At 71.1% G+C, this 25,755-nt stretch carries 23 protein-coding genes; 13 read left to right on the top strand and 10 right to left on the bottom strand.

The genetic code is table 11. The annotated features are described in order from the left end of the window. Window positions 1–23: 23 nt before the first annotated feature. Complete coding sequence (locus tag ACZ4UB_RS15910) at window positions 24–614, bottom strand: TetR/AcrR family transcriptional regulator (RefSeq protein WP_468070597.1); 591 nt, start codon at window positions 612–614, stop codon at window positions 24–26. Window positions 615–777: 163 nt separating this feature from the next. On the opposite strand from ACZ4UB_RS15910, the gene ACZ4UB_RS15905 reads away from it, so the two are divergent. Beyond that, the gene (locus ACZ4UB_RS15905; RefSeq protein ID WP_468070596.1) at window positions 778–1,791 is read left to right on the top strand and encodes an agmatine deiminase family protein; all 1,014 of its coding nucleotides are present in this window, start codon (window positions 778–780) and stop codon (window positions 1,789–1,791) included. Between the two features lie 601 nt (window positions 1,792–2,392). Here ACZ4UB_RS15905 and ACZ4UB_RS15900 read toward each other — a convergent pair. The 3 genes from ACZ4UB_RS15900 to ACZ4UB_RS15890 all read right to left on the bottom strand — a co-directional run bounded on the left by ACZ4UB_RS15900 (window position 2,393) and on the right by ACZ4UB_RS15890 (window position 5,893). Continuing rightward, a complete protein-coding gene (locus tag ACZ4UB_RS15900; RefSeq protein WP_354383881.1) occupies window positions 2,393–3,850 on the bottom strand; it encodes a catalase in 1,458 nt (485 codons plus the stop codon). A gap of 243 nt (window positions 3,851–4,093) precedes the next feature. Next, window positions 4,094–4,984 (bottom strand): 2-hydroxy-3-oxopropionate reductase, encoded by an 891-nt coding sequence (locus ACZ4UB_RS15895; protein WP_468070595.1) that lies wholly within the window; start codon window positions 4,982–4,984, stop codon window positions 4,094–4,096. A 75-nt stretch (window positions 4,985–5,059) separates the two neighbouring features. Beyond that, window positions 5,060–5,893: a TIM barrel protein gene (locus ACZ4UB_RS15890; protein WP_468070594.1), complete on the bottom strand. Its 834-nt coding sequence runs from the start codon at window positions 5,891–5,893 to the stop codon at window positions 5,060–5,062. A gap of 125 nt (window positions 5,894–6,018) precedes the next feature. Here ACZ4UB_RS15890 and ACZ4UB_RS15885 point away from each other — a divergent pair, with 125 nt between their 5' ends. The 7 genes from ACZ4UB_RS15885 (at window position 6,019) to ACZ4UB_RS15855 (ending at window position 11,945) form a co-directional block, all read left to right on the top strand. Further along, window positions 6,019–6,270, top strand: coding sequence for a YkoF family thiamine-binding protein (locus ACZ4UB_RS15885; RefSeq protein WP_468070593.1), 252 nt, complete (start codon window positions 6,019–6,021; stop codon window positions 6,268–6,270). Beyond that, entirely contained in the window at window positions 6,267–6,665 is a 399-nt protein-coding gene (locus tag ACZ4UB_RS15880; protein ID WP_468070592.1) for a helix-turn-helix domain-containing protein, read from the top strand. Before ACZ4UB_RS15885 ends, ACZ4UB_RS15880 begins: the two co-directional genes overlap by 4 nt. A 151-nt stretch (window positions 6,666–6,816) precedes the next feature. Further along, on the top strand, window positions 6,817–7,329 hold the full coding sequence (gene uraD / locus ACZ4UB_RS15875) for a 2-oxo-4-hydroxy-4-carboxy-5-ureidoimidazoline decarboxylase (RefSeq protein WP_354383874.1): 513 nt from the start codon (window positions 6,817–6,819) through the stop codon (window positions 7,327–7,329). Then, window positions 7,326–7,715, top strand: coding sequence for a hydroxyisourate hydrolase (gene uraH / locus ACZ4UB_RS15870; protein ID WP_330333425.1), 390 nt, complete (start codon window positions 7,326–7,328; stop codon window positions 7,713–7,715). The genes uraD and uraH overlap by 4 nt, the downstream gene beginning before the upstream one ends. Window positions 7,716–7,717: 2 nt before the next feature. Beyond that, window positions 7,718–8,641, top strand: a complete 924-nt coding sequence (pucL, locus tag ACZ4UB_RS15865) for a factor-independent urate hydroxylase (protein WP_354383875.1) — start codon at window positions 7,718–7,720, stop codon at window positions 8,639–8,641. 189 nt (window positions 8,642–8,830) lie between these two features. After that, on the top strand, window positions 8,831–10,234 hold the full coding sequence (locus ACZ4UB_RS15860; RefSeq protein WP_468070591.1) for an 8-oxoguanine deaminase: 1,404 nt from the start codon (window positions 8,831–8,833) through the stop codon (window positions 10,232–10,234). Between the two features lie 304 nt (window positions 10,235–10,538). Continuing rightward, window positions 10,539–11,945, top strand: a complete 1,407-nt coding sequence (locus ACZ4UB_RS15855; protein ID WP_468070590.1) for a nucleobase:cation symporter-2 family protein — start codon at window positions 10,539–10,541, stop codon at window positions 11,943–11,945. 166 nt (window positions 11,946–12,111) lie between these two features. On the opposite strand, the gene ACZ4UB_RS15850 is transcribed toward ACZ4UB_RS15855, so the two are convergent. The 3 genes from ACZ4UB_RS15850 to ACZ4UB_RS15840 form a co-directional block, all read right to left on the bottom strand. Beyond that, window positions 12,112–13,302, bottom strand: coding sequence for an SGNH/GDSL hydrolase family protein (locus ACZ4UB_RS15850; protein ID WP_468070589.1), 1,191 nt, complete (start codon window positions 13,300–13,302; stop codon window positions 12,112–12,114). A gap of 427 nt (window positions 13,303–13,729) precedes the next feature. Beyond that, the gene (gene aceB, locus ACZ4UB_RS15845) at window positions 13,730–15,349 is read right to left on the bottom strand and encodes a malate synthase A (RefSeq protein WP_468070588.1); all 1,620 of its coding nucleotides are present in this window, start codon (window positions 15,347–15,349) and stop codon (window positions 13,730–13,732) included. A gap of 250 nt (window positions 15,350–15,599) precedes the next feature. Then, window positions 15,600–16,268, bottom strand: coding sequence for a nucleotidyltransferase family protein (locus ACZ4UB_RS15840; protein ID WP_468070587.1), 669 nt, complete (start codon window positions 16,266–16,268; stop codon window positions 15,600–15,602). A 232-nt stretch (window positions 16,269–16,500) separates the two neighbouring features. Here ACZ4UB_RS15840 and yczR point away from each other — a divergent pair, with 232 nt between their 5' ends. Then, window positions 16,501–17,988, top strand: coding sequence for a MocR-like transcription factor YczR (gene yczR / locus ACZ4UB_RS15835; protein ID WP_468070586.1), 1,488 nt, complete (start codon window positions 16,501–16,503; stop codon window positions 17,986–17,988). 27 nt (window positions 17,989–18,015) lie between these two features. On the opposite strand, the gene ACZ4UB_RS15830 is transcribed toward yczR, so the two are convergent. Together ACZ4UB_RS15830 and ACZ4UB_RS15825 are read right to left on the bottom strand one after the other, a co-directional pair. Beyond that, complete coding sequence (locus ACZ4UB_RS15830) at window positions 18,016–18,645, bottom strand: response regulator (RefSeq protein ID WP_468070585.1); 630 nt, start codon at window positions 18,643–18,645, stop codon at window positions 18,016–18,018. Continuing rightward, on the bottom strand, window positions 18,642–20,009 hold the full coding sequence (locus ACZ4UB_RS15825) for a sensor histidine kinase (RefSeq protein ID WP_468070584.1): 1,368 nt from the start codon (window positions 20,007–20,009) through the stop codon (window positions 18,642–18,644). Before ACZ4UB_RS15825 ends, ACZ4UB_RS15830 begins: the two co-directional genes overlap by 4 nt. 134 nt (window positions 20,010–20,143) lie before the next feature. Between ACZ4UB_RS15825 and ACZ4UB_RS15820 the strand changes: the two genes are divergently transcribed. Together ACZ4UB_RS15820 and ACZ4UB_RS15815 are read left to right on the top strand one after the other, a co-directional pair. Continuing rightward, entirely contained in the window at window positions 20,144–21,244 is a 1,101-nt protein-coding gene (locus ACZ4UB_RS15820; RefSeq protein WP_468070583.1) for an ABC transporter permease, read from the top strand. Beyond that, entirely contained in the window at window positions 21,241–21,933 is a 693-nt protein-coding gene (locus ACZ4UB_RS15815) for an ABC transporter ATP-binding protein (protein WP_468070582.1), read from the top strand. The genes ACZ4UB_RS15820 and ACZ4UB_RS15815 overlap by 4 nt, the downstream gene beginning before the upstream one ends. A 96-nt stretch (window positions 21,934–22,029) precedes the next feature. On the opposite strand, the gene ACZ4UB_RS15810 is transcribed toward ACZ4UB_RS15815, so the two are convergent. Further along, complete coding sequence (locus ACZ4UB_RS15810; protein WP_354383087.1) at window positions 22,030–22,836, bottom strand: IclR family transcriptional regulator; 807 nt, start codon at window positions 22,834–22,836, stop codon at window positions 22,030–22,032. Window positions 22,837–23,162: 326 nt separating this feature from the next. On the opposite strand from ACZ4UB_RS15810, the gene allB reads away from it, so the two are divergent. Both allB and alc read left to right on the top strand, forming a co-directional pair. Then, on the top strand, window positions 23,163–24,506 hold the full coding sequence (gene allB / locus ACZ4UB_RS15805) for an allantoinase AllB (protein ID WP_354383088.1): 1,344 nt from the start codon (window positions 23,163–23,165) through the stop codon (window positions 24,504–24,506). A gap of 2 nt (window positions 24,507–24,508) precedes the next feature. Further along, on the top strand, window positions 24,509–25,639 hold the full coding sequence (alc, locus tag ACZ4UB_RS15800) for an allantoicase (protein ID WP_468070581.1): 1,131 nt from the start codon (window positions 24,509–24,511) through the stop codon (window positions 25,637–25,639). Window positions 25,640–25,755 lie beyond the last annotated feature (116 nt).

Here is a 25,755-nt window from a genome sequence, read left to right as displayed (position 1 = left end):
TCGGGGGCCGCTGCGCGTCGCTTCTAGAAGGGCTCGGCCGGACGCGGTCCCAGTTCCGCGTCCACCGCGCCGGAGAGCAGGGCGCGGGCCCGCTCGACCGTCAGCGAGCCGCTCAGCCAGCGCTCGCTCAAGCCCTCCACCAGCGCCGTGAGCCGCTCCGCGACGTCCTGCGGGTCGACCCGCAGATCGGCGAGTCCGGCCGCCTGGGCATCGGCGACCGAGTCGGCGGTGTCGCGGCACCAGGTGCGCGTGGATCGGGCCAGGGTCTCGCGCAGGTCGTCGTCGAAGATGGCACTGGCCCGCAGCTCGCCCCACGCGATGCTGTTCTCGCGCACCCGGGGGGTGTTCTGGAGCTCGCCGAGCAGGAGCTGGAGGAGGAGGGCGCGGGGGTCCCGCGCGCTGCTGTGCGCCTCGTCGGTGTAACCGGTGGCGCGGGCGCTGATGAAGTCGAGGGTGCGCCGGATCAGGCCCGCGCGGTCCTTGAAGTGGTAGTAGATCAGCGCGGTCGAGACGTCGGCCTCGGCCGCCAGCTCCTCGACGCGCAGGCCCCGGACACCGCTGCGCGCGATGACCCGTACCGCTGCTTCGAGGATCAGCACTTGACGATCTGCCACGCGGATCGCACCTTCCGGTCGGTAACCCCTTGACTGACCTTTCAGTCAGGTATCACGATAGCCCTCACCGGCCTTCCTGACCCGCCTTTCAGGCGAATCGTTCTGACTGAAAATTTAGTCAGTCATGGAGGGTCGGGGCCCGCCGTACCGAGGGAGTACTCCGATGAACCCGCGCATGCCCGCCGAGTGGGCCGAGCACGAAGCCTGCCTGATGGCCTGGCCGACCCGTCCGTCCCTGTGGGGCCCCGCCTTCGAGCCCGCCAAGCACGAGTACGCCGCCGTGGCCCGCGCCATCGCCGCCTTCGAGCCGGTCATCATGATCGCCGCGCCCGGCCGCGCCGAGGAGGCCCGCGCCTTCTGCGGCGACGACCCCGGCATCGAGGTCACCGAGCTGCCCATCGACGACTCCTGGCTCCGCGACTCCGCCCCGATCTTCGCCTACGACGAGCACGGCGCCCGCGTCGGCGTCGACTTCAGGTTCAACGCGTGGGGCGAGAAGCACCACCCCTGGGCCGCCGACGACAAGCTGTCGGCGCTGCTGCTGGACCGCCTCGGCATCCCGCGCGTGCACTCCTCGATGATTCTGGAGGGCGGCGCCTTCACCGTGGACGGCGAGGGCACCCTGATCACCACCGAGCAGTGCCTGCTGCACCCCAACCGCAACCCGCGGATGAGCCGCACCGAGATCGAGGACGAGCTGGGGCGCCGGCTCGGCGTCGAGAAGGTGATCTGGCTGCCCTACGGGGGCCTGGAGGACACCGAGACCGACGGACACGTCGACGGCGTCGCCGCCTTCGCCGCGCCCGCGCGGGTCGTCGTCTTCCTCCCGGAGGACCCGGCGCACCCCGACTACGCCCGGATGCGCGCCAACCTCGCCGTCCTGGAGGCCAGTACGGACGCCCGCGGCCGCGCCCTGGAGATCGTCAAGGTCCCCCAGACCGTCTACGGCGAGGTGGACGGCGCCCCGGTCGAGGTCTGCTACCTCAACTTCTACCTGGCCAACGGCGGCTGCGTGGTCCCGGTCGGCGGCACGGCGGCGGACGAGGCGGCCCTCGCCGTCATCGCCGGGGCCCTGCCCGGCCGCAAGGTGGTCGGCGTACCGGCCCCGGTGCTCGCGTACGGCGGTGGCGGCGTCCACTGCATCACGCAGCAGATCCCGAAGGACCTCACGGCATGACCCGGCGCCCGGAGCCGCACGGCCAGCTCACCGCCCGTACCGGCTGACCGCCCGTACCGGCCGCGGCGGACACGACAAAGCGCCGAGTCACGGGACCGTCCGTGACTCGGCGCTCTGGTCTGTTACCGCCCGACGGGGCGAGGCTGGCGCGACAGGACGTTCGCACCCGCCGGGCGGGGTCTGTGGGGCTGTTGTGACTCCGACGGGCGGAGTCCGGCGCAGCCGGGCCGAAGCCGCGCAGCGTGCGAGGACGGCGTCGGGAAGGGGCCGTTCGCACCCGCCGGGCGGGGTCTGTGGGGGAGGTGGTCCCACTCGTCCCACTCGTTCTCCGTGGTCCACAGAGGGCTCTGTGCGTGGCCCCCTATATATAAGGAGAAGGAGAGGAGTGGCTGGGACCGCGGTGGTGGCGACAGGACACCTTGGCTTCGTCTCCCTCAGGTCAAGAGACAAGCCGCTGGGCCTTTACCACCGCACTGGCTCGACACCACCGCGGTCCTCGTCCTGCCCTCACCGCGTACCACCCCTCATCCGGGTTCGCGGTGCGGGCTCAGCATCCGGAATCTGACCTCCCGTCAAATCCCGGACGCAGCCTGTGGGCCCTTCAGCCTTCGCGCAGGGCGCGAACGGCCTCCTCGACGCGCTTGCCGTAGTCGGCGTCCGCGGCGTGGAAGTGAGCCAGGTTCTTCTCGATGACGTCCTCCAGGGTGACCTGCGAGAGGCCACCGGCGATGTTCGCCACCAGACGCTGCTTGGCGTCCTCGGACATCAGCCGGTAGAGCTCACCGGCCTGGAAGAAGTCGTCGTCCTTGGTGTGGGCCGGGGCCTCGTGCGTGCCCGTGTAGCCGCTGACCGCGAGCGGAGCGCCGAGCGCCAGACCGGTCTCGGCCGGACCCTGGTACGAGTTGGGCTCGTAGTTCTTGTCGTGGCGCGAGCCGTTGCGCAGCGCCATGACGCCGTCGCGGCCGTAGTTGTCGGCCTTGGTCGCCTTCGGAGCGTTGACCGGGATCAGGGTGTGGTTCACACCGAGGCGGTAGCGCTGGGCGTCGGCGTAGGCGAAGAGGCGACCCTGGAGCATCTTGTCCGGCGAGGCGGTGATGCCCGGGACGAAGTTGTTCGGGGAGAACGCCGACTGCTCGACCTCGGCGAAGACGTTGTCCGGGTTGCGGTCGAGGACCAGGCGGCCCACCCGCTGCAGCGGGTAGTCGCTGTGCGGCCACACCTTGGTGAGGTCGAAGGGGTTGAAGCGGTAGTCCGCGGCCTCGGCGGCCGGCATGATCTGGACGTAGAGGGTCCAGCTCGGGTTCACGCCGCGCTCGATCGCCTGGAGCAGGTCGGTCTGGTGCGAGTTCGCGTCGGAGCCGACGAGCTCGGCGGCCTGCTCGGCCGAGAGGCAGCGGATGCCCTGGTTCGTCTTGAAGTGGTACTTGACGAAGAAGGACTCGCCCTGGGCGTTGGTCCACTGGTAGGTGTGGGAGCCGTATCCGTTCATGTGGCGGTAGGACGCCGGGATGCCGCGGTCACCCATCAGCCAGGTGATCTGGTGCGTCGCCTCGGGGGCGTGCGCCCAGAAGTCCCAGACGTTGTCCGGCTCCTGCTTGCCCGTGAAGGGGTCGCGCTTCTGGGAGTGGATGAAGTCGGGGAACTTGATCGGGTCCTTGATGAAGAACACCGGGGTGTTGTTGCCGACGAGGTCGTAGTTGCCCTCTTCGGTGTAGAACTTCAGGGCGAAACCGCGGGGGTCGCGCACGGCGTCCGCGCCGCCGAGCGAGTCGGCCACGGTGGAGAACCGCAGGAAGGTCTCGGTCTTCTTGCCGACCGTGTTCAGGAACGCGGCGCTGGTGTACGCGGTGACGTCGTCCGTCACCTCGAAGTGGCCGTACGCGGCGCTGCCGCGGGCGTGCACCACGCGCTCCGGGATGCGCTCGCGGTTGAAGCGGGCGAGCTTCTCAAGGAGCTGCTGGTCCTGAATCAGGAGCGGGCCACCGACGCCGGCGGTGGCGGAGTTCTGGTTGTCGGCGACCGGGGCGCCGGACTCGGTCGTCAGCGTGCGCTTCGACATGGTGACCTTCCGTACGGGTAACTGCTGGCGGAAAGAGTCTTCCGGCATGCGGAGCGAGCCTAATTTCGGCTCGAACCCAACGTCAACAGTTTGTTGAAGAAAGATGGAGAAAGGCTGAAGGAGAGGTGATCCGGACGGTGCCGGCGCTTGGGCGCGACAGGACAGGTGTCAGCACCGGCACCATCCGGAAACTCAGGTCCCCCGAAGGGGAGGGAGCGGCGGCCCGGCGTGCGGGCCGCGGGCTCAGATCTCGGCGCCGGAGAGGCGCTCGACCGCGCGCAGCAGCGCGGAGTGGTCCAGGCCGCCGTCACCCTGGGCGCGCAGCGAGGCGACCAGCTGGGCGACGACCGCGCCGACCGGGAGGGCCGCACCGACGTTGCGGGCGGCGTCGGTGACGATGCCCATGTCCTTGTGGTGCAGGTCGATCCGGAAACCGGGCTTGAAGTCGCGGTTCAGGAAGTTGTCCTTCTTGCGGGTCAGGACCGTGGAGCCGGCCAGACCGCCGTTGAGGACGTCCAGGGCGGCCTGGAGGTTCACGCCGGACTTCTCGAGGAAGACGACGGCCTCGGCGCACGCCTGGATGTTCACCGCGACGATGAGCTGGTTCGCGGCCTTGACCGTCTGGCCGGAGCCGTGCGGCCCGCAGAGCACGATGGTCTTGCCGAGGGCCTCCAGCACCGGGAGAGCCTCGTCGAAGTCGGCCTGCTCGCCGCCGACCATGATCGACAGTACGGCCTCGATGGCGCCGGCCTCGCCGCCGGAGACGGGCGCGTCGATGACGCGGATGCCCTTCTCGGCAGCGTTCTTCGCCAGGTCGACCGAGGTCTGCGGGGTGATCGACGACATGTCGATGATCAGCGCGCCGGACTTGGCGTTCTCCAGGATGCCGTTCGGGCCGTAGGAGATGGCCTCGACCTGCGGGGAGGCGGGCACCATCGTGATGATGACGTCGGCGTCCTTGACGGCCTCGGCGATCGAGCCGGCGGCGTTGCCACCGGCGGCGGCCAGGCGGTCCAGCTTGTCCTGCTCCAGCGTGAAGCCGGTGACCGAGTAACCGGCCTTCAGGAGGTTCTCGGCCATGGGGGAGCCCATGATTCCGAGGCCGATCCAGGCGAGCTTGGGGAGGTTGCTCATGATGAGGGTCCTTCTCTTAATGCTTTGTACGAAAAGTGTGTGGCGTGCCTGGCTGATCGCCCGGACTTTGTCCGCCTATCGCGCGGCGCGGGCCTCGGCGGGCAGCCATGCGAAGGAGGCGGCGGCGTCGGCGGCCTTGTACTCGAGGCCTACGTAGCCCTCGTATCCGGCCTTCTTCAGCTGGTCCAGGAGCTCCTCCAGGGGGAGCTCACCGGTGCCGGGGGCGCCGCGTCCCGGCTTGTCCGCGATCTGGACGTGCCCGGTCTTGGCGGCGTACTTTTCGATGACCTCGGAGAGGTCCTCATCGTTCATCGCCAGGTGGTACAGGTCGAGCAGGAACTTGGCGTTGCCGAGGCCGGTGGCCTCGTTCACCTTGTCCACCACCTCGATGCCGGCGGGGGCGCTCACCAGCGGGTAGAGCGGCGACTCCGGCTTGTTGAGCGTCTCGATCAGGAGGATCGCTCCGACCCGGTCGGCGGCGCGGGCGGCCACGACCAGGTTCTCCAGGGCCAGCTCGTCCTGGACCGCCGGGTCCACACCCTCGACGCGGTTGCCGTAGAGGGCGTTCAGGGCCTTGCAGCCGACCGAGGCGGCGAAGTCCGCCGCCACGTTGATGTTGGCGTTGAAGCGGTCCGACTCCTCGCCCGGCACGGACACCGCACCGCGGTCCGGCCCGGGCAGCTGGCCGGCGTAGAAGTTCAGGCCCACCAGCTGGGTGCCGGCGTCCTCAAGAGCCTTCTTGAGGGCGTCCAGCTCCGACTGGGCGGGAGTGGGGGTTTCGATCCAGGGCCACCACAGCTCGACCGCGGTGAAGCCGGCCGCGGCGGCAGCCGCGGGACGCTCCAGGAGCGGGAGTTCCGTGAAGAGGATCGAGAGGTTCACATCGAAGCGCTGGTCCGTGTATCCCATGAGGGGTGTGCGCTCCTTCCGTATTGCGGAAGTTGTTTTCTGCTTGATGGAAGACTGCATCGAGGTTCGCGTGGCTGTCAAGTGCGGACTCCCGAAAAATCCCGAGTGCGGGGTAGCTTGACCGCGTGCGATTGAGAGTGGAGTTCACGACCGAGCCCTTCGACCTCGAAGAGGCTCCTGCCCATGCCGTGGCCGCTCGCGAGGTCATGCGGCGGGCGCACCTGGACGCGATGGACGTCGGTCCCTTCGGCAACACCGCCGAGGGGGAGTCGGACGCCGTGCTCGACGCGGTCACCGCGCTGCTGCGCGACGCGCTCGGCGCCGGGGCCACCCGGGTGTCCCTCCAGGTCAATGTCATCGGGGAGGGAACGTCGTGACCGAACCCCGCGACCACCCCTTCGTCGCCGCGGTCAAGCCGCTGGTGGACGCGATGGGCGGCGAGCTGATGGACCCCGCCCTGGCCCAGCCGGACGACGTCGTGCTCGCCTGGGAGGGGCAGGACCTGCTCGCCGTGCGGCTCCCGCAGCTGTCCGACTCGCTGGACCACATCCTGTCGGCGCTGGAGCGCCGGCACGGCGTACCGTTGGCGCAGCTGGACCGCAAGACCAAGCAGGACGTCGTGCGGATACTGGAGGCGCGCGGCGCCTTCTCGGTCCGGCACGGCGTGGAGACGGTCGCGAGCGCCCTCGGGGTCAGCCGCTTCACCGTCTACAACTACTTGAACAGGGAGTCGAACCCTCCCAAAGGGGCCGGCAAGCCGACCCCGGAGTGAACGTCGTTTGACCGACGGTGACGAGCCGCCGCCCTATTCACCCGGGCGGCGGCTTTTGTGTACGGGAAGTTTCAACAAAGTGTTGACGCCGTGTTGTCGAGGGCGTTAGCTATGCCCAGCCCGTTAAGCAACAAGGCCACGGAGGCCTACCGTGACTTCGAGTCCGACCCCGGGTCTCACCCGGATCAACACCTTGGACGACAGCGCGGCCACGGCTGAGCTGCACGAGGTGTGCGCCAGCTCGGCCTGGGGGAGCAAGATGCTCGCCCAGCGCCCCTTCGCCACCGTCGACGCCCTCTTCTCGGCCAACGAGTCCGCCATGGCGGAGCTGACCGCGGAGGACCTGGGCGAGGCGATGGGGGGACACGCGCCGATCGGCCGGCCGAAGCCTGGTGACCCGACCTCCGCCCGCGAACAGCGGGGGATGGCCGGAGCTTCCGAAGAGCTGAAGACCGAGCTGCTCGAACTGAACCTGGCCTACCAGGAGAAGTTCGGACACGTCTTCCTCATCTGCGCCACCGGTGCGACCGGTGAGTTCATGCGGGACGCGGTCAAGACCCGGATCGCCAACTCGCCGGAGCAGGAGCGAGAGATCGCCCGCGGCGAACTGGTGAAGATCAACCGGATCCGCCTGACCCGACTCGCCGAGGAAGAGAGCGCATGAGCACCGACACCACCGCTTCCGTGTCCACGCACATCCTGGACACGAGCATCGGCCGCCCCGCCGAGGGCGTGGCCATCGCCCTGTCGGCCCGTACGGGCCTCGACGGCGCCTGGACCGCCCTGGGCGGCTCCGCCACCGACGCGGACGGCCGCTGCAAGGACCTGCCGGCTCTGCCGGAGGGCACCACCCACGTACGCCTCGATTTCGAGACCGAGACGTACTTCGCAAAGAAGCAAGCCGAGGCGCAGCAGGACGCCCCCCGCGTAAGGGACAGCGGTGCGTTCTTCCCCGAGGTGACCATCACGTTCGCGGTCAACCCGGGCGAGCACTATCACGTACCGCTGCTGCTCAACCCGTTCGGCTACTCCGTTTACCGAGGGAGCTAGTCATGGCCACGATTCTGGGCCAGAACCAGTACGGCAAAGCAGAGAACCGCGTCGTCAAGATCACGCGGGACGGCGACACCCACCACATCAAGGACCTGAACGTCTCGGTCGCCCTCTCCGGCGACATGGACGACGTCCACTACTCCGGCTCCAACGCCAACGTGCTTCCGACGGACACCACCAAGAACACGGTGTACGCGTTCGCCAAGGAGTACGGCATCGAGTCCGCCGAGCAGTTCGGCATCCACCTGGCGCGCTGGTTCGTGAACAGCCAGGAGCCGATCAAGAAGGCCCGGATCCGGATCGAGGAGTACTCCTGGAGCCGGATCGCCACCTCGGACGCCAACTCGAAGTTCATCGGCTCCGACGAGGTGAACCACTCCTTCGTCCGTGAGGGCCAGGAGACCCGGGTCACCCAGATCACGTACGACGGTCAGAACTGGGAGGTCATCTCCGGCCTCAAGGACCTGACCGTCATGAACTCCACGAACTCCGAGTTCTGGGGTTACGTGAAGGACAAGTACACGACCCTCAAGGAAGCCTACGACCGGATCCTGGCGACCCAGGTATCCGCCCGCTGGCGCTTCAACTGGTCGGACGACGAGCAGCGGATGCCCAACTGGGAGAAGTCCTACGCCGAGGCCCGCAAGCACATGCTGCAGGCCTTCGCGGAGACCTACTCCCTGTCGCTGCAGCAGACCCTCTACCAGATGGGTTCGCGCATCATCAACCACCGTTCGGAGATCGACGAGGTCCGCTTCTCGCTCCCGAACAAGCACCACTTCCTCGTCGACCTGGAGCCCTTCGGCCTCAAGAACGACAACGAGGTCTACTTCGCCGCGGACCGCCCGTACGGGCTCATCGAGGCGACGGTCCTCCGGGACGGCGTCGACGCCCGCATCCCCGTGGACATGACCAACCTCTGACGCGGCACGCGCGTCCCGGGGCTCCGCAGTGGCCCCGGGACCGCGCGACACCCTTCAACTTCCTGAATCGGCACCCGGACGCAACACACGGGGCGGCAGTACTGTCAGCTGTCAAGGCCCCCGGCTCCGGCACTCAAAACCCTGGGCTTTGCCGTGCCCGTACCGCCACTGAAAGCACGAGGAAGTCCCATGGCAGCATCGGCAGCCATTGACGGCGCGGTAGAGCGCATCGTCATCGAGAACTGTGCGATTGCGACCGTCGACGCGAAGGACACCGAGTACGCCTCGGGCCACGTCGTCGTCGCCGGCAACAAGATCGAGTCCATCGGCGCGGGCAAGGCCCCCGAGAACCTCGAGAACGTCGTCCGTCGGATCGACGGCACCGGGCACCTCGTGACCCCCGGTCTGGTCAACACGCACCACCACTTCTACCAGTGGATCACGCGTGGTCTGGCCACCGACCACAACCTCTTCAACTGGCTCGTCGCGCTGTACCCGACCTGGGCGCGCATCGACGAGCAGATGACGTACACGGCCGCGCAGGGCTCCCTCGCCGCGATGGCCAAGGGCGGCGTCACCACCGCCATGGACCACCACTACGTGTTCCCCAAGGGCTCCGGCGACCTCTCCGGCTCGATCATCCGCGCCGCGTCCGAGATGGGCGTCCGCTTCACCCTCGCCCGCGGTTCGATGGACCGTAGCGAGAAGGACGGCGGACTGCCGCCGGACCACGCGGTCGAGACCCTCGAAGGCGCGCTCGCCGACACCGAGGCGACCGTGAAGAAGCACCACGACGCCTCCTTCGACGCGATGACCCAGGTCGCCGTCGCCCCCTGCTCCCCCTTCTCGGTCTCCACCGAGCTGCTGAAGCAGGGCGCCGAGCTGGCCCGCCGCCTGGGCGTGCGCATGCACACGCACGGCTCGGAGACCGTCGAGGAAGAGCAGTTCTGCAAGGAACTGTTCGGCATGGGCCCGACCGACTACTTCGAGTCGACCGGCTGGCTCGGCGAGGACGTGTGGATGGCGCACAGCGTCCACATGAACGACTCCGACATCGCCGCCTTCGCCCGTACCAAGACCGGCGTGGCGCACTGCCCGTCCTCCAACGCGCGCCTGGCCGCGGGCATCGCCCGCGTCCCGGACATGCTCGCCGCCGGTGTTCCGGTCGGCCTCGGCGTGGACGGCACCGCCTCCAACGAGTCGGGCGAGCTGCACACCGAGCTGCGCAACGCGCTCCTCATCAACCGCCTGAACACCGTTCACCGCGAGCGCGCCCTCAACGCGCGCCAGGCCCTGCGCCTGGGCACCTACGGTGGCGCCCAGGTCCTCGGCCGCGCCGACAACATCGGTTCGCTGGAGGTCGGCAAGTGCGCCGACCTGGTGATGTGGAACCTCAGCACCTTCCTGCACTCCTCGATCGCCGACCCGGTCACCGCGCTGGTCTTCGGCGCCGCGGCCCCGGTGACGGCTTCGTTCGTCAACGGCAAGCAGATCGTCGAGAACAACCGACTGCTCTTCGCGGACGAGGACGCCATCGCGGTGTCCACCCGTGAAGAGGCGCAGCGCCTCGCGCGGATCTCCGCGCAGGCCTGATCCCACGGAGTCCGGTCGGGGGGGACGGCCCCCGACCGGTCGCCGCGGACCCGAGCGGGGTCCGCGGCAGCCGCTCCCGGGTGGTGCCGCGTTCTTTCGGCGCCCCCGGGGTCGGTGACTCGTGCCACTCGCTCCGCTCTCCCCACCGCGCGCACCCCGCGCCACTGCCACGGCACCTCCAGCCCTCCGCCACCCCACCCCCCCACAACTCAACACAGGTTCACCGGCTCGACTCGCACAGCTTTCGCACCACCTCCAAGACACCCACGTCCCTGCCGACGTGTTTAACCGACCGGAGGAAGCCGTGGCCGCAATGCCCAGGTTTCGCAAAGACGCAGTCGCAGTAGACGCAGTCGCAGTAGCGGAGGAGAAGCACCCGGTCGACGAGACCCTGCCTCCGCTGAAGATGTTCACGAGCGGTCTCCAGCACGTGGCCGCCATGTACGCCGGCGTGGTCGCCCCGCCGATGATCGTCGGTCCGGCCGTCGGGCTCTCCCCGACCGAGACGGCCTTCCTGATGGGCGCCTCGCTCTTCACCGCAGGACTCGCCACCCTCCTCCAGACCCTCGGATTCTGGAAGATCGGCGCCAAACTCCCCTTCGTCAACGGCGTCTCCTTCGCCGGTGTGACCCCGATGATCGCGATCGGCAAGGGCGAGGGCGCCGACGCCATACCCGTCATATTCGGCGCGATCATGGTCGCCGGTCTGCTGGGCTTCTTCGCCGCCCCCTACTTCGGCAAGCTGGTCCGCTTCTTCCCGCCGGTCGTCACGGGTACGGTCATCACCCTCATCGGTGTCTCCCTGCTCCCCGTGGCCTTCAACTGGTCCCAGGGCGGCAACCGCACCGCCACCGACTACGGCTCGATGGAGAACATCGGGATGGCCGCGGTCACCCTCGTGATCGTCCTGCTGATGCGCAAGTTCCTGCGCGGCTTCCTCCAGCAGATCGCCATCCTGCTCGGCCTGGTCGTCGGCACGCTGATCGCGATCCCGCTCGGCATGACCGACTTCGCCCCCATCAAGAACGCCGACCTGGTCGGCTTCCCCTCCCCGTTCCACTTCGGGGCCCCGCAGTTCCAGGTCGCCGCCATCATCTCGATGTGCATCGTCATGCTGGTCTGCATGACCGAGTCCACCGCCGACATCCTGGCCCTGGGCAAGATCGTGGGCCGCCCCGCGGACGCGCGGACCATCGAGGGCGGACTGCGCGCCGACACCCTCGGCAGCGCCATCAGCCCGCTCTTCAACGGCTTCATGTGCAGCGCCTTCGCCCAGAACATCGGGCTGGTCGCCATGACCAAGGTGCGCAGCCGCTTCGTCGTCGCGGCGGGCGGCGGCATCCTGATCCTGCTGGGCCTGTGCCCGATGGCGGCGTCCGTCATCGCCCTGGTCCCGCTGCCGGTGCTCGGCGGCGCGGGCATCGTCCTCTTCGGCTCGGTCGCGGCCAGCGGCATCCAGACCCTGGCGGGCGCGGCCATGGAGAAGGGCGAGAACGCCCTGATCGTCGCCGCCTCCCTCGGGATCGGCCTGATCCCGATCGCGGCCCCGACCTTCTACCACGCCTTCCCGAAGGACCTGTTGGTCGTCCTCGACTCCGGTATCAGCACGGGCTGCGTGGTGGCGATCGCGCTCAACCTGGCCTTCAACCACCTGGGCAACAAGAAGGGCGCGGCGCACGCCACCGCCCCGGAAGCGGTCCCGGCGCATTGACGGACGTACGGCGGCGCGCACGCCACCCACTGCGGGTGTGGCGTGCGCGCCGCCGTATGCCCGACGCGGACCCGGTCCCCGCGTGCACACGGGGACCGGGGGACCCTCATGAAGACCGAACTGGACGTCTGCGCACTCGCCCACCTGTCCCGCGCCGGCCGACGCCCTAGTTGGCCGGGGTCAGGTACATCCCGCTCTGGTCGCCGCCGGCGGTGTTGCGGCAGCCGAAGTTGCCGCTCGCGGGCTGCGCGGAGACCAGCGAGAGGCAGCGCCCGGCGGCCAGCTGCCCGAAGTAGTTCGGGTGCATGTCCTCCTGGATCGGACCCTGGGTCTCGCTGCTGTCGATCCAGCGCGCCCACTCGCTCGTCTTCGCCGAAGCCGGCGCCGCCGTGCTCACCTGCTTGCTCGCCTTGGCGCAGACCTCACGACCCTGCATCATGTCCCGCAGGTCGAGGAACTGGGCGCCCTTGGAGGCGGCGACGGCCTTCAGCCGGTTCGCGATCTGCGGCACGAGCGAGTCGCGCGCCCAGTCGGAGTCCTTGTTCCAGAAGGGACAGCCGCCCGTGTTGAGCCGGCTCCAGTCGCTCTGGGTGTAGCGGTTCTCGGCGCCGCGCGGGATCGGCGACGGGTAGGACTGGAGCACGATCCGGTACGAGGTGTCCGCGTACCCGGCGGTGCGCATCACCGCGCGGATCTCGTCGACGGACTTGCCGACCTTCGCCATGACCGCGTCCATCTGCCCGTCGACCACCTGCTGTTGGTCGTCGTAGCAGTAGGAGCCCCAGAGCACGAAGTCGTACGCGCACTCCTTGATGATGTCGGCGAAGCCGAGGTCGTTGCCGCCCACGGACAGCGCGATGACCTTGACGTCGTTGGCCCGGGCCACCCCGGCGAGCTGATCGGCCTGCGGGGCCTCGCCCTTGAAGGGCACGCCGCCGTTGGAGGCGCGGAACACGTTGTCCGTGACCGCCCCCGAACAGGCCAGGTTGATCGCCACGTCGGCGATCGGCCCCGCGCTGCGGACCTCGGCCGAGTCCGAACGGTCGCACCCGCCCGCGGTGGCGCCGTATACCTTCGCCGGGTCGTAGCTGCTGCCGCTGATCCAGGCGCGGTCGGTGCCGGTCCGACTGCCGCTGTTGGTCAGGCTGTTGCCCTTCCAGCGCCCGGCCTCGCCGGAGATGTAACTGTCGCCCATGGACACCACGGCGGTGGGCCCGGCCCCGGCGCTGGCGGCGGAGGTACCGGCTCCACCGGCCAACAACGCGCTGACGGCCAGCGGAAGGACGAGCGAGGCCCCGGCGAGTCGTCGCACACGACGTCCGGTCCGATTCTTGCTGACGGTGCGGAATCCGATCACTGCGGAACTCCTGCGGTCGGCCACGCCGAAGTCGGGAACAACTCCGGTGTATGGCTGCGTAAGTGGGGGTACCGCCGGCCGGTGGCAACCGGAAAGGTGACACGCCACACGTTGTTACCGCTAGGTAGCCGCACATTACGATGAGGTAACGCCCGACCATTCGTTCGGTCGGCGGAAGTGGGCGCGCCCCCGGAGCCGGAGCTTCCGGGGGCAGGCGCTCCGCGTTTGCGGTGATGAATCGACTGCTGCGCTGCAGCCGCGGGCACCGCGTCTTCCACACGGCCGGCGCTGCGGTCGCGCATCGAGAACGTCCGGGCGGGCGGTGTCGACGACGAAGGTCCGGCCCGGTACCTGGTGGTACCGGGCCGGACCTTCGTGGCCACGGGGGCTTCGGCTGCTGTGCGAGTTCAGTCGAAGGCCGGGTGGGTCAGCCCTGGAGTTGGTCGTATGCGGGGAGGGTGAGGAAGTCCGCGTAGTCGGCGTCGAGGGAGACCTGGAGGAGCAGGTCGTGGGCCTGCTGCCACTTGCCTCCTCCGAAGGCTTCCTCGCCGACCTCGGCGCGGATCGCGGCGAGTTCGGCGGCCGCGACCTCGCGGGCCAGGTCCGCGGTGGCCAGGGCGCCGTTCTCGAAGACGACGCCCGCGTTGATCCACTGCCAGATCTGCGAGCGCGAGATCTCGGCGGTGGCGGCGTCCTCCATCAGGCCGAAGATGCCGACGGCGCCCAGGCCGCGCAGCCACGCCTCGATGTAGCGGATGCCGACCTGGACCGCGTTGCGCAGGCCCTCGTACGTCGGCTTCGCGTCCAGGGAGTCGATCGCGATCAGTTCGCCGGGAGCGACCGAGACGTCCTCGCGCAGCCGGTCCTTCTGGTTCGGCTTCTCGCCGAGCACCGCGTCGAAGGAGGCCATCGCGATCGGCACCAGGTCGGGGTGGGCGACCCAGGAGCCGTCGAAGCCGTCGCCCGCCTCGCGGTCCTTGTCGGCCTTGACCTTCTCGAAGGCGACCTTGTTGACCTCGGCGTCCTTGCGGGACGGGATGAAGGCGGCCATGCCGCCGATGGCGTGCGCGCCGCGCTTGTGGCAGGTGCGCACGAGCAGCTCGGTGTACGCCCGCATGAACGGGGCGGTCATCGTCACCGCGTTGCGGTCCGGCAGGACGAACTTGCCGCCGCCGTCGCGGAAGTTCTTCACGATCGAGAAGAGGTAGTCCCAGCGGCCCGCGTTCAGGCCGGCCGCGTGGTCGCGCAGCTCGTAGAGGATCTCCTCCATCTCGTACGCGGCGGTGATCGTCTCGATGAGGACGGTCGCGCGGACCGTGCCCTGCGGGATGCCGACGTAGTCCTGCGCGAAGACGAAGATCTCGTTCCAGAGGCGCGCCTCCAGGTGGGACTCGGTCTTCGGAAGGTAGAAGAAGGGGCCCTTGCCGAGGTCGATCAGCCGCTGGGCGTTGTGGAAGAAGTAGAGGCCGAAGTCCACGAGGGCGCCGGGAATCGGACGGCCGTCGATCTGGAGGTGGCGCTCCTGGAGGTGCCAGCCGCGGGGGCGCATGACGACCGTCGCGAGCTGCTCCGCGGGCTTCAGGGCGTACGACTTGCCCGTGCGGGCGTCGGTGAAGTCGATCTTCCGCTCGTAGGCGTCGATCAGGTTGAGCTGGCCGGTGACGACGTTCTCCCAGGTGGGAGCCGAGGCGTCCTCGAAGTCCGCGAGCCAGACCTTGGCGCCCGAGTTCAGGGCGTTGATGGTCATCTTCCGGTCGGTGGGACCGGTGATCTCCACGCGGCGGTCGTTGAGCGCGGCCGGGGCCGGCGCGACCTTCCAGTCGCCCTCGCGGATCCCCGCGGTCTCCGGGAGGAAGTCGAGGCTGGAGGTGCGGGCGATCTCGGCGCGCCGGTCGGCGCGGCGGGCGAGCAGCTCGTCACGGCGGGGCGTGAACCGCCGGTGCAGCTCGGCCACGAAGGCGAGGGCCGCTTCGGTGAGGACCTCGTCCTGCCGGGGCAGGACCTCGGCGTCGACGATGGCCAGCGGGGACGGCGCTGGTGCGGACATAACTGTCACTCCTTCAGCGGCGGTGCCTGGCGGCCGCGGGGGAATGCTCGCGCATGCGGCACGCAGTGCCGCGGACTGGAGAGAGTTCCGTGAAACGGTCGCGGGCGCCGTCTGTGGTTCAGGGCGCTTCTGACCAGTGGATAGTAATTTCCTCATGGTGGAAGTTCAATGGTTTGTTGATGTCGAGATTCTCCGGGTCGACAGATTCCGATCTCCGGTGGCCCTCGGTGCCACCACGGTCACGCCCCGCTCAACCCAGACGTGCCAGGTCGGGGGGCGTGTCGATGTCGAAGGCCTCGGCCACGTCCGCGCACTCCACGAGAACCAGTTCGTCGGCGTGTCGCGACAGGTGCACCCGGGCGCCCTTGTCACCCGTCGCCGTCGCCGCGATGTCCGCCCACCGGTCCGCCCCGAAGAGCACCGGGTGGCCGCGCTCGCCCGCGTACGCCGCCGCGACCAGGCTCGCGGGGGAGCGGTACGCCGCCCGCACCCGGGCCACCGCGACCGCGCCGATGCCGGGCTGGTCCACCAAGGAAACCAGGGCCGCGACCGCGTCCGCACCGGCCAGCGAGGCCAGCCCGACCCGCAGCGAGGAGCCCATGCCCTCGGCCCAGTCGGGGTTGTCGACCACCACGCAGCCGCTCAGATCGGCCCGCTCGCGGACCTCGTCCGCGGCGGCGCCCAGCACCACGTGCACCGGGGCGCAGCCCGCCTCGCGCAGCACCCGTACGGCGTTCTCGACCAGCGGTCGGCCGTGGTGGGGCAGCAGGGCCTTGGGGCGCCCGCCGAGCCGCCGCCCGCCGCCCGCCGCGAGCAGCAGGCCCGCGATCACCGGGCCTGCGGAGTCGACGAGGGGGGAGGCGAGGGGCGAAGGGCCGGGGTGAGCCGGTACGGCCGGCGTGACGGAGGTGTCTGACATGCCTCCGATTCTCTCCCCGCGCCGCGGCGGATCGAGCGCGGGAGGGCGCGTACGGCGGCCAGCGCGGCCCGGAGCCGCAGGGGGGTCGAGATCCGGTCCTCGGCGGCCAGGAGCAGCGCGCGTTCGTCACGGTCGGTCAGCATTTTCGGTACGTCCTTGCCAATCAGGGGCCAATACCGAGAGTCTGGACCTCGATTGGCCTGGCAGGCAGAGCCAATCAGGGGAGGTTGGCATGGCGAACGAGCGAGTGGTCCACACGGCGGACAGGGCCATCGGCAGCCGCCAGCTCGCCGGCCTGCTCCCCGCGGACGTCCGCGCCCGCCCCGGCTACCGGGGCCTCGCCGACGCCGTCCGCACCCTGATCCTCGACGGCCGGATCGCCCTGCACGTGCGCCTGCCCGCCGAACGCGACCTGGCCGAGGCCCTCGCCGCCAGCCGTGCCACCGTCTCCAGCGCCTACGACCTGCTGCGCGAGAGCGGGTACGTGCGCAGCCGCCGCGGCTCCGGCACCTGGACCGAACTGCCCGAGGGGCACCAACCGGTCGGCGCGCACGCCCTGCTCGGCGGGGGCGGCTACAGCGCCGACGGCGACCCCGGCATCGACCTGGCCATCGCCGCGATGGGCGCACCGGACGGCAGCCTCGCGGACGCCCTGGCCTGGGCCGCGCCCCGGCTGCCCGCCCTGGCCCGCAACCCCGGCTACCACCCCTTCGGCCTGCCCGACCTGCGCGCGGCCGTCGCCGACCGCTTCAGCCACCGGGGCCTCGCGACCCGACCCGAACAGATCCTGGTGACCTCGGGCGCCCAGCAGGCCTTCGCGCTGGTCACCAGCCTGTTGTGCCGGGCCGGGGACCGGGTGGTCACCGAGAACCCGACCTATGCCAACGCCCTCGACGCGCTGCGCCGCGCCGGTCTGCGCACGGCCTCGATCGCCGTCTCCGACGCCGGGTGGGACATGGAGATCGCCGAGTCCACCCTGCGCCAGACCGTGCCGCGCCTGGCCTACGTCATCCCGGACTTCCAGAACCCCACCGGGGCGCTGATGCCCGAGGAGCAGCGGCTGCGGCTGCTCAGCGCCACCCGGCGCACCGGCACCTGGCTGGTCGTCGACGAGACCATCGCCGACATCGCCCTCGACGTGCCGGCGCCGCGGCCGCTGGCCTCGCTCGCCCCGCGCGGCGGCGCCGACCACGTGATCACCATCGGCTCGCTCAGCAAGACGCACTGGGGCGGGCTCCGGGTCGGCTGGATCCGGGCCAGCGCCAAGCTGATCGCCGAGCTGACGGCCGTACGCGTCTGCGCCGACATGACCGGCTCCGTGCTCGACCAGCTCGTCGCGCTGCCCCTGCTGGACGGCCTGGACCGGTCGCTGCCCGAGCGGCTCGCGCGGCTGCGCGACCAGCGCGCCGCGCTGGTCGCCTCGCTGCAGCGGCACGCCCCGGAGTGGAGCTGGCAGCTGCCGCCCGGCGGGCTCTCGCTCTGGGTGGACCTCGGCGAACCGGTCAGCTCCGCCCTCGCCGAACGGGCCCGGGCCGGCGGGGTCCACATCGGCCGCGGCGCCCGTTTCGGCGTGGACCCGGGGACCTTCGAACACCGGCTGCGCATCCCCTACACGCTCCCCGCCGACCGGCTCGACGAGGCCGTGCGCCGCCTGGCCACGGCCCTGCACGACGGGGTCCCGCTGGCCCCCGCGGTCGAGCGCCCGCACTGGGTGGCCTGAGCCGCCGCCCGCCGCCCGCCGCCCGGGTCAGGGCGTGCGGATCAGCCGGCGGGCGCTCGCCGCCGCCACCGCCGAGGTGCGCGAATCCACGCCGAGCTTGGCGTAGATGTGCACCAGGTGGGACTTCACCGTCGCCTGGCTGAGGAACAGCTTCTTCGAGATCTGCTGGTTCGACAGCCCGTCGGCGACCAGCTGGAGCACCTCCAGCTCCCGCTTGGTCAGCGCCTCGGCCGGGGTCCGCATCCGGTCCATCAGGCGCAGCGCCACGGCGGGCGCCAGCGCCGACTGGCCCGCGGCGGCCGTGCGCACGCCCGAGGCCAGTTCCTCCGGCGGCGCGTCCTTGAGGAGGTAGCCGCAGGCGCCCGCCTCGACCGCGGCCAGGATGTCCGCATCGGTGTCGTACGTCGTCAGGACCAGCACCCGCGGGCCGCCCGGCCGGGCCGTGATCAGGGCCGTGGCCTCGGAACCGTGCATCCCGGCGCCGAACTGGAGGTCCATCAGCACCACGTCCACCGGCTCCGAAGCGGCCAGTTCCACGGCCCGCTCGGCGGTCGCGGCCTCCGCGACGACCGCGAAACCGGGCTCGGTGTCCAGGACCGCGCGCAGCCCGGCCCGCACCACAGGGTGGTCGTCGGCGAGCAGCAGCCGGATGGTCATCGGGGGGCCTCCACGGGAAGGGGCAGGGTGACGGCCACGGCGGTGCCCTGGCCCGGCGCGGACTCCACGGTGAAGGTGCCGCCCAGGGTCTCGGCGCGCGAGCGCATCGCGGGGAGCCCGAAGCCGCCGCCGTCGGCGCCCGCGCCGCGGTCGCCGTCCCCGGAGCGGCCGGCGGCGGGGTCGAAGCCCCGGCCGTCGTCGACGATGTCCAGCGTCACCGAGGCGTCCATGAAGGTGAGGGTGATCTCCGCGCGGCCGGCGCCCGCGTGCCGGACCACATTGGCCAGCGCGGACTGGGCGATGCGCAACAGGGCCACCTCGTACGGGGTCGGCAGCTCCGCCGGGCTCCCGCTCAGCGAGAACCGGGCCCGCACCCCCGGGGCGCCGACGCACAGCCGCTCCAGGGCCGCGGCGAGCGACCCGTGTTCCAGGTCGGGCGGGCTCAGCGCCCGGACGAACCGCCGGGCCTCCGCCAGATTGTCCTGCGCGGCCTCCCGGGCCCGGGCGATGTGCCCGAGCGCCGCCGCCCGGCCGTCCGCCTCCCCGCCCGCGTCCCGGACCGCGTCCCCGCCAGCGTCCCGGCCCGCCTCCCGGCCCCCGTCCTCGGCCGGCCCCGCCGGGGGCGGGCCCTCGCCGAGGGAGCGCTCCGCCGCGCGGAGCAGCAGCTGGATGGAGGACAGGCCCTGGGCGAGGGTGTCGTGGATCTCCCGGGCCAGGCGTTCGCGCTCGGCCAGGATGCCCGCGCCGCGCTCGGCCGCGGCCAGTTCGGCCCGGGTGGTGATCAGCTCCTCGATCAGCTCGCGGCGGCGCTCGCTCTCCCGGTACAGCGCCTGGTAGCCGAGTACGGTCGCCACCGCCACGCCGCCCCCGATCAGCGGCCCCAGGAAGGCCCCCGGGCTCACCGTGCTGCTGTGGCCCAGGAAGCCCGCGATCGCCGCGCACGCGGTCAGCGCGACGGCCGCGACCCCCCAGCGCAGCCGCAGCAGGTGCAGTTCGAGGAAGTACAGCGGGAAGGCGATCCAGAGCCCGTCGGGGGAGACCACGAGCAGCCCCGCCCAGGCCGCGCCGAGCCCGGCGAGCCAGAGCGCCCCGGCGCCGGGCGAGCGGTGCACGACGGGCGCCCGTACCCCGGCGACGTAGACGACGGCCAGCAGCGCGCAGGCGGCGACCACCCACCCCGCGCCGGGCGCGGAATCGGTCACGGCGCGCCCCGCGGCCAGGGCGAGCAGCCCGAACAGCAGGGCGTGCAGGCACAGGCGCAGCACCCGCGAGACGGGGGTCAGCGCGCGGCCGGTGGCGGCGGGCGGGGCGCCGGCGGCGGGCCGCGCGGGCCGCGAACGGCGGGTGGTACGGGCGGATTCCATGGCCTGACCAGCGTAGGTCGCCGCCGCCCGGCCCCGGTCAACCAAAAGTTTGATGTCTCCTTCCGCCCTTCGATACGAGGATCGCTACCGTGGCGCGATGCCTTGTGTCCACGCGGAACACCAAGGTGGGAAGCATGTTCGTCGCATGGAGAGATCTACGGTTCGCCAGAGGCCGCTTCGCCCTGATGGGTGCGGTCGTGGTGCTGATCACGCTGCTCGTGGGCCTGCTGTCGGGGCTCACCTCCGGACTGGCCCGGGAGAACATCTCGGCCATCACCGGCCTGCCCGCCACCCGTCTCGCCTTCGCCGCGCCCGCCGGTGACCAGAAGGTGTCCTTCACCAGTTCCCAGCTCCCCGAGAGCGCCTGGACGGCCTGGCGGGCGCAGCCCGGCGTGCGGGCCGCCGACCCGCTCGGCATCCGCACCACCAACGCGCTCTCGGGCGAGCGCACGGCCGCCGTCTCGGTCTTCGGCGTCGAGCCGACCGGCCGGCTCGCCCCGAAGGGGGGCGCCGGGGCCGACGCCCTCGGCCAGGGCCGGGTGGTCCTGAGCGAGAAGGCCGCCAAGGAGCTCGGCGGCCTGCGCGCCGGTTCCAAGCTCAAGATCGGCTCCCTGGAGCTCGCCGTCGGCGCCGTCTCGGGGACCGCCTCCTACAGCCACACCCCGGTCGTCTGGATGGACCTCGGCGACTGGCAGCGCATCGGCAGCCCCGGCACCTCCCTCGACACGCTCGCCACGGTCGTCGCCCTCGACGGCGGGGGGAACGTGGACTGGGCGGCCGGTGACAAGGCCTCCGCCAGCAAGAGCCGGACCATCGACGAGGCACTCGGTGCCATCGGCTCCTACCAGGCCGAGAACGGCTCGCTCCAGCTGATGCGCGGATTCCTCTTCGCCATCTCGGCCCTCGTCATAGGAGCCTTCTTCACGGTCTGGACGATCCAGCGCAGCGGGGACATCGCCGTCCTCAAGGCCCTGGGCGCGTCCACGCCGTACCTGCTGAAGGACGCGCTCGGCCAGGCCGTCGTCATGCTCGCCGTCGGCACCGGCCTCGGCAGCGGGCTCGCCGCCGGCTTCGGCGCGCTGATCAGCGGTGGCGCGGTGCCCTTCGTCCTCGACACCGCCACCGTCCTGGTGCCCGCCGCCGTCATGATCGCGCTGGGCGTGGTCGGGGCGGCCCTGTCCATCCGGCGGATCACCGCCGTCGACCCGCTGACCGCTCTCGGGAGCGCCCGATGACCCTGCTCGTGCACGACGTCACGCTCACCTACCCGGACGGCGACACCCGGCTCACCGCCCTCGACGCGGTGGACCTGGAGGTTCCCGCGGGCACCCTGACGGCGGTGGTCGGCCCCTCCGGTTCCGGCAAGTCCAGCCTGCTCGCGGTGGCGGCCACCCTGGTCACCCCGGACTCCGGCAGGGTCGTGGTGGCCGGGGAGGACACCGCGACGCTCGGCGCCGCCGACAAGGCGCGGCTGCGCCGCGAGCGGATCGGGATCGTCTTCCAGCAGCCGAACCTGCTGGCCTCGCTGACCGCCGCCGAACAGCTCCAGGTGATGGCCCACCTCTCGGGTCGGCCCGCCCGGCAGGTGCGCCGCCGGGCCCTGGAGCTGCTGGCGGCGGTCGGCCTGTCCGACAAGGCCGACAAGCGCCCGCACCAGCTCTCCGGCGGCCAGCGCCAGCGCGTCAACATCGCCCGGGCCCTGATGAACGAGCCCGCGGTGCTGCTCGTCGACGAGCCGACCAGCGCCCTGGACCACGAGCGCGGCGCGGCCGTTCTCGACCTGCTGGTCACCCTCACCCGGGAGCGCGCGACGGCGACCGTCCTCGTCACGCACGACCACGCGCACCTGGAGCGGATGGACCGCACGGTGACGATGAACGACGGCCGCCTGACGGAGACCGCCCCGGTGGTCCCCGCGGCCTGACCCGCGGCCCGGTCCACCCCGCCCCCCACGACGACGGCCCCGGTCCCCTCCGCGCGGAGGGGACCGGGGCCGTCGTGGGCGTCGTCGTAGCGGGACCTACTGCGCGGGGTTCTGCGTGGCGAGCGCCACCGACAGCTCGGCCGCGATCCCCTGGAGGATCGGCACGATCGAGTCGGTCAGGGCCTCGGTGACCCGGCCGGCCGGGCCCGAGATGGAGATCGCGGCGGCCGTCGGCGAGTTGGGCACCGAGACGGCGAGGCAGCGGACCCCTATCTCCTGCTCGTTGTCGTCGACGGCGTAACCGACCTCGCGTACCTGCTCCAGCGCCGCGAGGAAGCCCTCGGGGGTGGTGATGGTCTTCTCGGTCGCGGCCGGCATGCCGGTGCGGGCCAGCAGGGCCCGTACCTCGTCGGCGGGGGTGTACGCGAGGAGCGCCTTGCCCACGCCGGTGGAGTGCGGCAGCACCCGGCGGCCGACCTCGGTGAACATGCGCATGGAGTGCTTCGAGGGCACCTGGGCGACGTAGACGATCTCGTCCCCGTCGAGCAGGGCCATGTTCGCCGTCTCGCCGGTCTCCTCGACCAGGCGGGCCAGGTAGGGGCGGGCCCAGGTGCCCAGCAGCCGCGACGCGGACTCGCCCAGGCGGATCAGGCGGGGACCGAGGGAGTACCGTCGGTTGGGCTGCTGCCGGACGTAGCCGCACGCCACGAGGGTGCGCATGAGGCGATGGATGGTGGGCAGCGGCAGGCCGCTGGCGGCGGACAGCTCGCTCAGCCCGACCTCACCACCGGCATCGGCCATGCGTTCGAGCAGATCAAAGGCGCGCTCAAGGGACTGGACGCCACCGCTGGCGGCAGGGCTCTTGGCGGAAGCGTCGGTGGTGCTGGCGCTGGACGTCGGCACGGCGCGGTCCTTTCGGTGCTGGCAGGCAAGGCAGCAGCCTACCCGGCGGTCGGCACCGGCCCTAGTGCCGGGGCCAGGCCGTCCCTGCCGGTCAGAGGCGGTTTGTCCGGTGGCGGACAGCCTTGCGGGGACCTCCGCCGGAGCCCCGGTGGTGGTAGCTACATTCTGTAGAGCGAAATCTTAATTCCATCCTGTGGAAACATCCAATTGCGATGGAGGTGTGTCAGTGGTCCGTCCGGGGGCTCTTGACTGGCCCCGCATCGGCGTGAAGACTCCGTCAACAGAACGTTGAATTTCGCTCTGTGGAAGTAGATGGGGAGGTTCCGGTGTCCGCCGACGTCGTGGAACTGGTACTGCGCTCGACGCGCGTCATCACCCCCGAGGGGACGCGTGCCGCCTCGGTCGCCGTCGCCGCCGGGAAGATCACGGCCGTACTGCCGTACGCGGCCGAGGTGCCGGCCGGCGCCCGGCTGGAGGACTTCGGGGACGACGTCCTGCTCCCCGGCCTGGTCGACACCCACGTCCATGTGAACGACCCGGGCCGCACGGAGTGGGAAGGCTTCTGGACGGCCACCCGCGCCGCCGCGGCCGGTGGCATCACCACCATCCTGGACATGCCGCTCAACTCCCTCCCGCCGACCACCTCGGTCGACAACCTGCGCGTCAAGCAGGAGGTCGCCCGGGCCAAGGCGCACGTGGACATCGGCTTCTGGGGCGGCGCGCTGCCCGACAACGTCAAGGACCTGCACCCCCTGCACGACGCCGGGGTCTACGGCTTCAAGTGCTTCCTGTCGCCCTCCGGCGTGGACGAGTTCCCCGAGCTCGACCAGGAGCAGCTGGCCACCTCCCTGGCCGAGATCAGCGGCTTCGGCGGCCTGATGATCGTGCACGCCGAGGACCCCCACCACCTGGAGTCCGCGCCGCAGGTGCCCGGCCCCAAGTACGCCGACTTCCTCGCCTCCCGCCCGCGGGACTCCGAGAACACCGCGATCCAGAACCTGATCGCCCAGGCCAAGCGGTTGGACGCGCGGGTCCACGTGCTGCACCTGTCCTCCTCCGACGCGCTGCCGCTGATCGCCGCCGCCAAGGCCGAGGGCGTGCGCATCACGGTGGAGTCCTGCCCGCACTACCTCACCCTCACGGCCGAGGAAGTGCCGGACGGCGCGAGCGAGTTCAAGTGCTGCCCGCCCATCCGCGAGGCCGCGAACCAGGACCTCCTGTGGGAGGCGCTCGCCGACGGCACCATCGACTGCATCGTCTCCGACCACTCGCCCTCCACGGCGGACCTGAAGACGAACGACTTCGCCACCGCCTGGGGCGGCATCTCCTCCCTCCAGTTGGGCCTCCCGGCGATCTGGACCGCGGCGCGCGAGCGCGGGCACTCCCTGGAGGACGTCGTGCGCTGGATGTCCGCCGCTCCGGCGAAGCTGGCGGGCCTGGCGGACAAGGGCGCGATCGAGGTCGGCCGCGACGCCGACTTCGCCGTCCTGGCCCCCGAAGAGACCTTCACCGTGGATCCGGCCCACCTGCACCACCGCAACCGGGTCACGGCGTACGCGGGCAGGACCCTGCACGGCGTCGTGAAGTCCACCTGGCTGCGCGGTACGCAGATCGCCGACCACGGCACCCCGAACGAGCCCACCGGCCGACTCCTCGAAAGGCAGAACTGACTGTGACGGCGCAGAGCTCAACTCCTTTGGCCTCCTTCACCGGCAACGCGAACCCGTACGGCGGCGGCGACCCCTACGCGGACTACCGCACCGCGGACTTCCCGTTCACCCAGTACGCGAACCTCGCCGCCCGGACCCTGGGCGCCGGCGTCACCTTCGCCAACGACGAGTTCTTCGCCGAGCGGGAGAACCTGCTCATCGAGGAGGCCGCCCACTTCGACCCCGAGCACTTCGGCCACAAGGGCAAGGTCATGGACGGCTGGGAGACCCGCCGTCGCCGCGGCATCTCCGCCGAGCAGCCCTGGCCGACCCCCGAGGACCACGACTTCGCGCTGATCCGCCTCGGTGCCCCCGGCGTGATCCGCGGCATCGTCGTCGACACCGCGCACTTCCGCGGCAACATGCCGCAGGCGGTCTCCGTCGAGGGCACTTCGGTGGCGGGCGCCCCGACCCCCGAGGAGCTCCTCGGCGACGACGTGAAGTGGACGACCCTCGTACCGCGCACCGCCGTCGGCGGCCACGCGGCCAACGGCTTCGAGGTCACCGCCGAGCAGCGCTTCACGCACCTGCGCCTCAACCAGCACCCCGACGGCGGCGTGGCCCGCCTGCGCGTCTACGGCGAGGTCGTCCCGGACCCGCGGTGGCTCGCCGCGCTCGGCTCCTTCGACGTGGTCGCGCTGGAGAACGGCGGTTCGGTGCAGGACGCGTCCAACCGCTTCTACTCCCCGCCGACCAACACCATCGCCCCGGGCCGCTCCCGCAAGATGGACGACGGCTGGGAGACCGCCCGTCGCCGCGACAACGGCAACGACTGGATCCGCTACCAGCTCGTCGCCGAGTCCGAGATCCGCGCGGTCGAGATCGACACCGCCTACCTCAAGGGCAACTCGGCCGGCTGGGCCTCGCTCTCCATCAAGTCCGGCGAGGAGGGCGAGTGGCAGGAGTTCCTGCCGCGCACCCGCCTGCAGCCCGACACGAACCACCGGTTCGTGCTGGACGCCCCGGCGGTCGGCAGCCACGTCCGCATCGACATCTTCCCGGACGGCGGCTTCTCCCGCCTGCGCCTGTTCGGCTCGCTGACGGAGCAGGGCGCGACCGCCCTGACCGCCCGTCACCAGGAGCTGGGCGGCTGATCCCGCGCTGAACCGCCCGGTGGGGGGGGGGGGGGGGGGGGGGGGGGGGGGGGGGGAGGGGCAGGGGAGGGGGGGGGGGGGGGGGGGGGGGGGGGGGGGGGGGGGGGGGGGTGGCG

The sequence above is a fragment of the Streptomyces sp. NPDC028419 genome, from assembly GCF_055565515.1.
Note: the sequence above shows the minus strand (reverse complement) of the source record. Positions and strands in the feature narration are given on the sequence as shown.

Excerpts from the sequence above, each read along its gene's own strand:
- ACZ4UB_RS15905 (WP_468070596.1), top strand. The coding sequence starts at position 778 with ATGAACCCGCGCATGCCCGCCGAGTGGGCCGAGCACGAAGCCTGCCTG.
- ACZ4UB_RS15900 (WP_354383881.1), bottom strand. The coding sequence starts at position 3,850 with ATGTCGAAGCGCACGCTGACGACCGAGTCCGGCGCCCCGGTCGCCGAC.
- ACZ4UB_RS15895 (WP_468070595.1), bottom strand. The coding sequence starts at position 4,984 with ATGAGCAACCTCCCCAAGCTCGCCTGGATCGGCCTCGGAATCATGGGC.
- ACZ4UB_RS15890 (WP_468070594.1), bottom strand. The coding sequence starts at position 5,893 with ATGGGATACACGGACCAGCGCTTCGATGTGAACCTCTCGATCCTCTTC.
- uraH (WP_330333425.1), top strand. The coding sequence starts at position 7,326 with ATGAGCACCGACACCACCGCTTCCGTGTCCACGCACATCCTGGACACG.
- pucL (WP_354383875.1), top strand. The coding sequence starts at position 7,718 with ATGGCCACGATTCTGGGCCAGAACCAGTACGGCAAAGCAGAGAACCGC.
- ACZ4UB_RS15860 (WP_468070591.1), top strand. The coding sequence starts at position 8,831 with ATGGCAGCATCGGCAGCCATTGACGGCGCGGTAGAGCGCATCGTCATC.
- aceB (WP_468070588.1), bottom strand. The coding sequence starts at position 15,349 with ATGTCCGCACCAGCGCCGTCCCCGCTGGCCATCGTCGACGCCGAGGTC.
- ACZ4UB_RS15840 (WP_468070587.1), bottom strand. The coding sequence starts at position 16,268 with ATGTCAGACACCTCCGTCACGCCGGCCGTACCGGCTCACCCCGGCCCT.
- yczR (WP_468070586.1), top strand. The coding sequence starts at position 16,501 with ATGGCGAACGAGCGAGTGGTCCACACGGCGGACAGGGCCATCGGCAGC.
- ACZ4UB_RS15830 (WP_468070585.1), bottom strand. The coding sequence starts at position 18,645 with ATGACCATCCGGCTGCTGCTCGCCGACGACCACCCTGTGGTGCGGGCC.
- ACZ4UB_RS15825 (WP_468070584.1), bottom strand. The coding sequence starts at position 20,009 with ATGGAATCCGCCCGTACCACCCGCCGTTCGCGGCCCGCGCGGCCCGCC.
- ACZ4UB_RS15820 (WP_468070583.1), top strand. The coding sequence starts at position 20,144 with ATGTTCGTCGCATGGAGAGATCTACGGTTCGCCAGAGGCCGCTTCGCC.
- ACZ4UB_RS15815 (WP_468070582.1), top strand. The coding sequence starts at position 21,241 with ATGACCCTGCTCGTGCACGACGTCACGCTCACCTACCCGGACGGCGAC.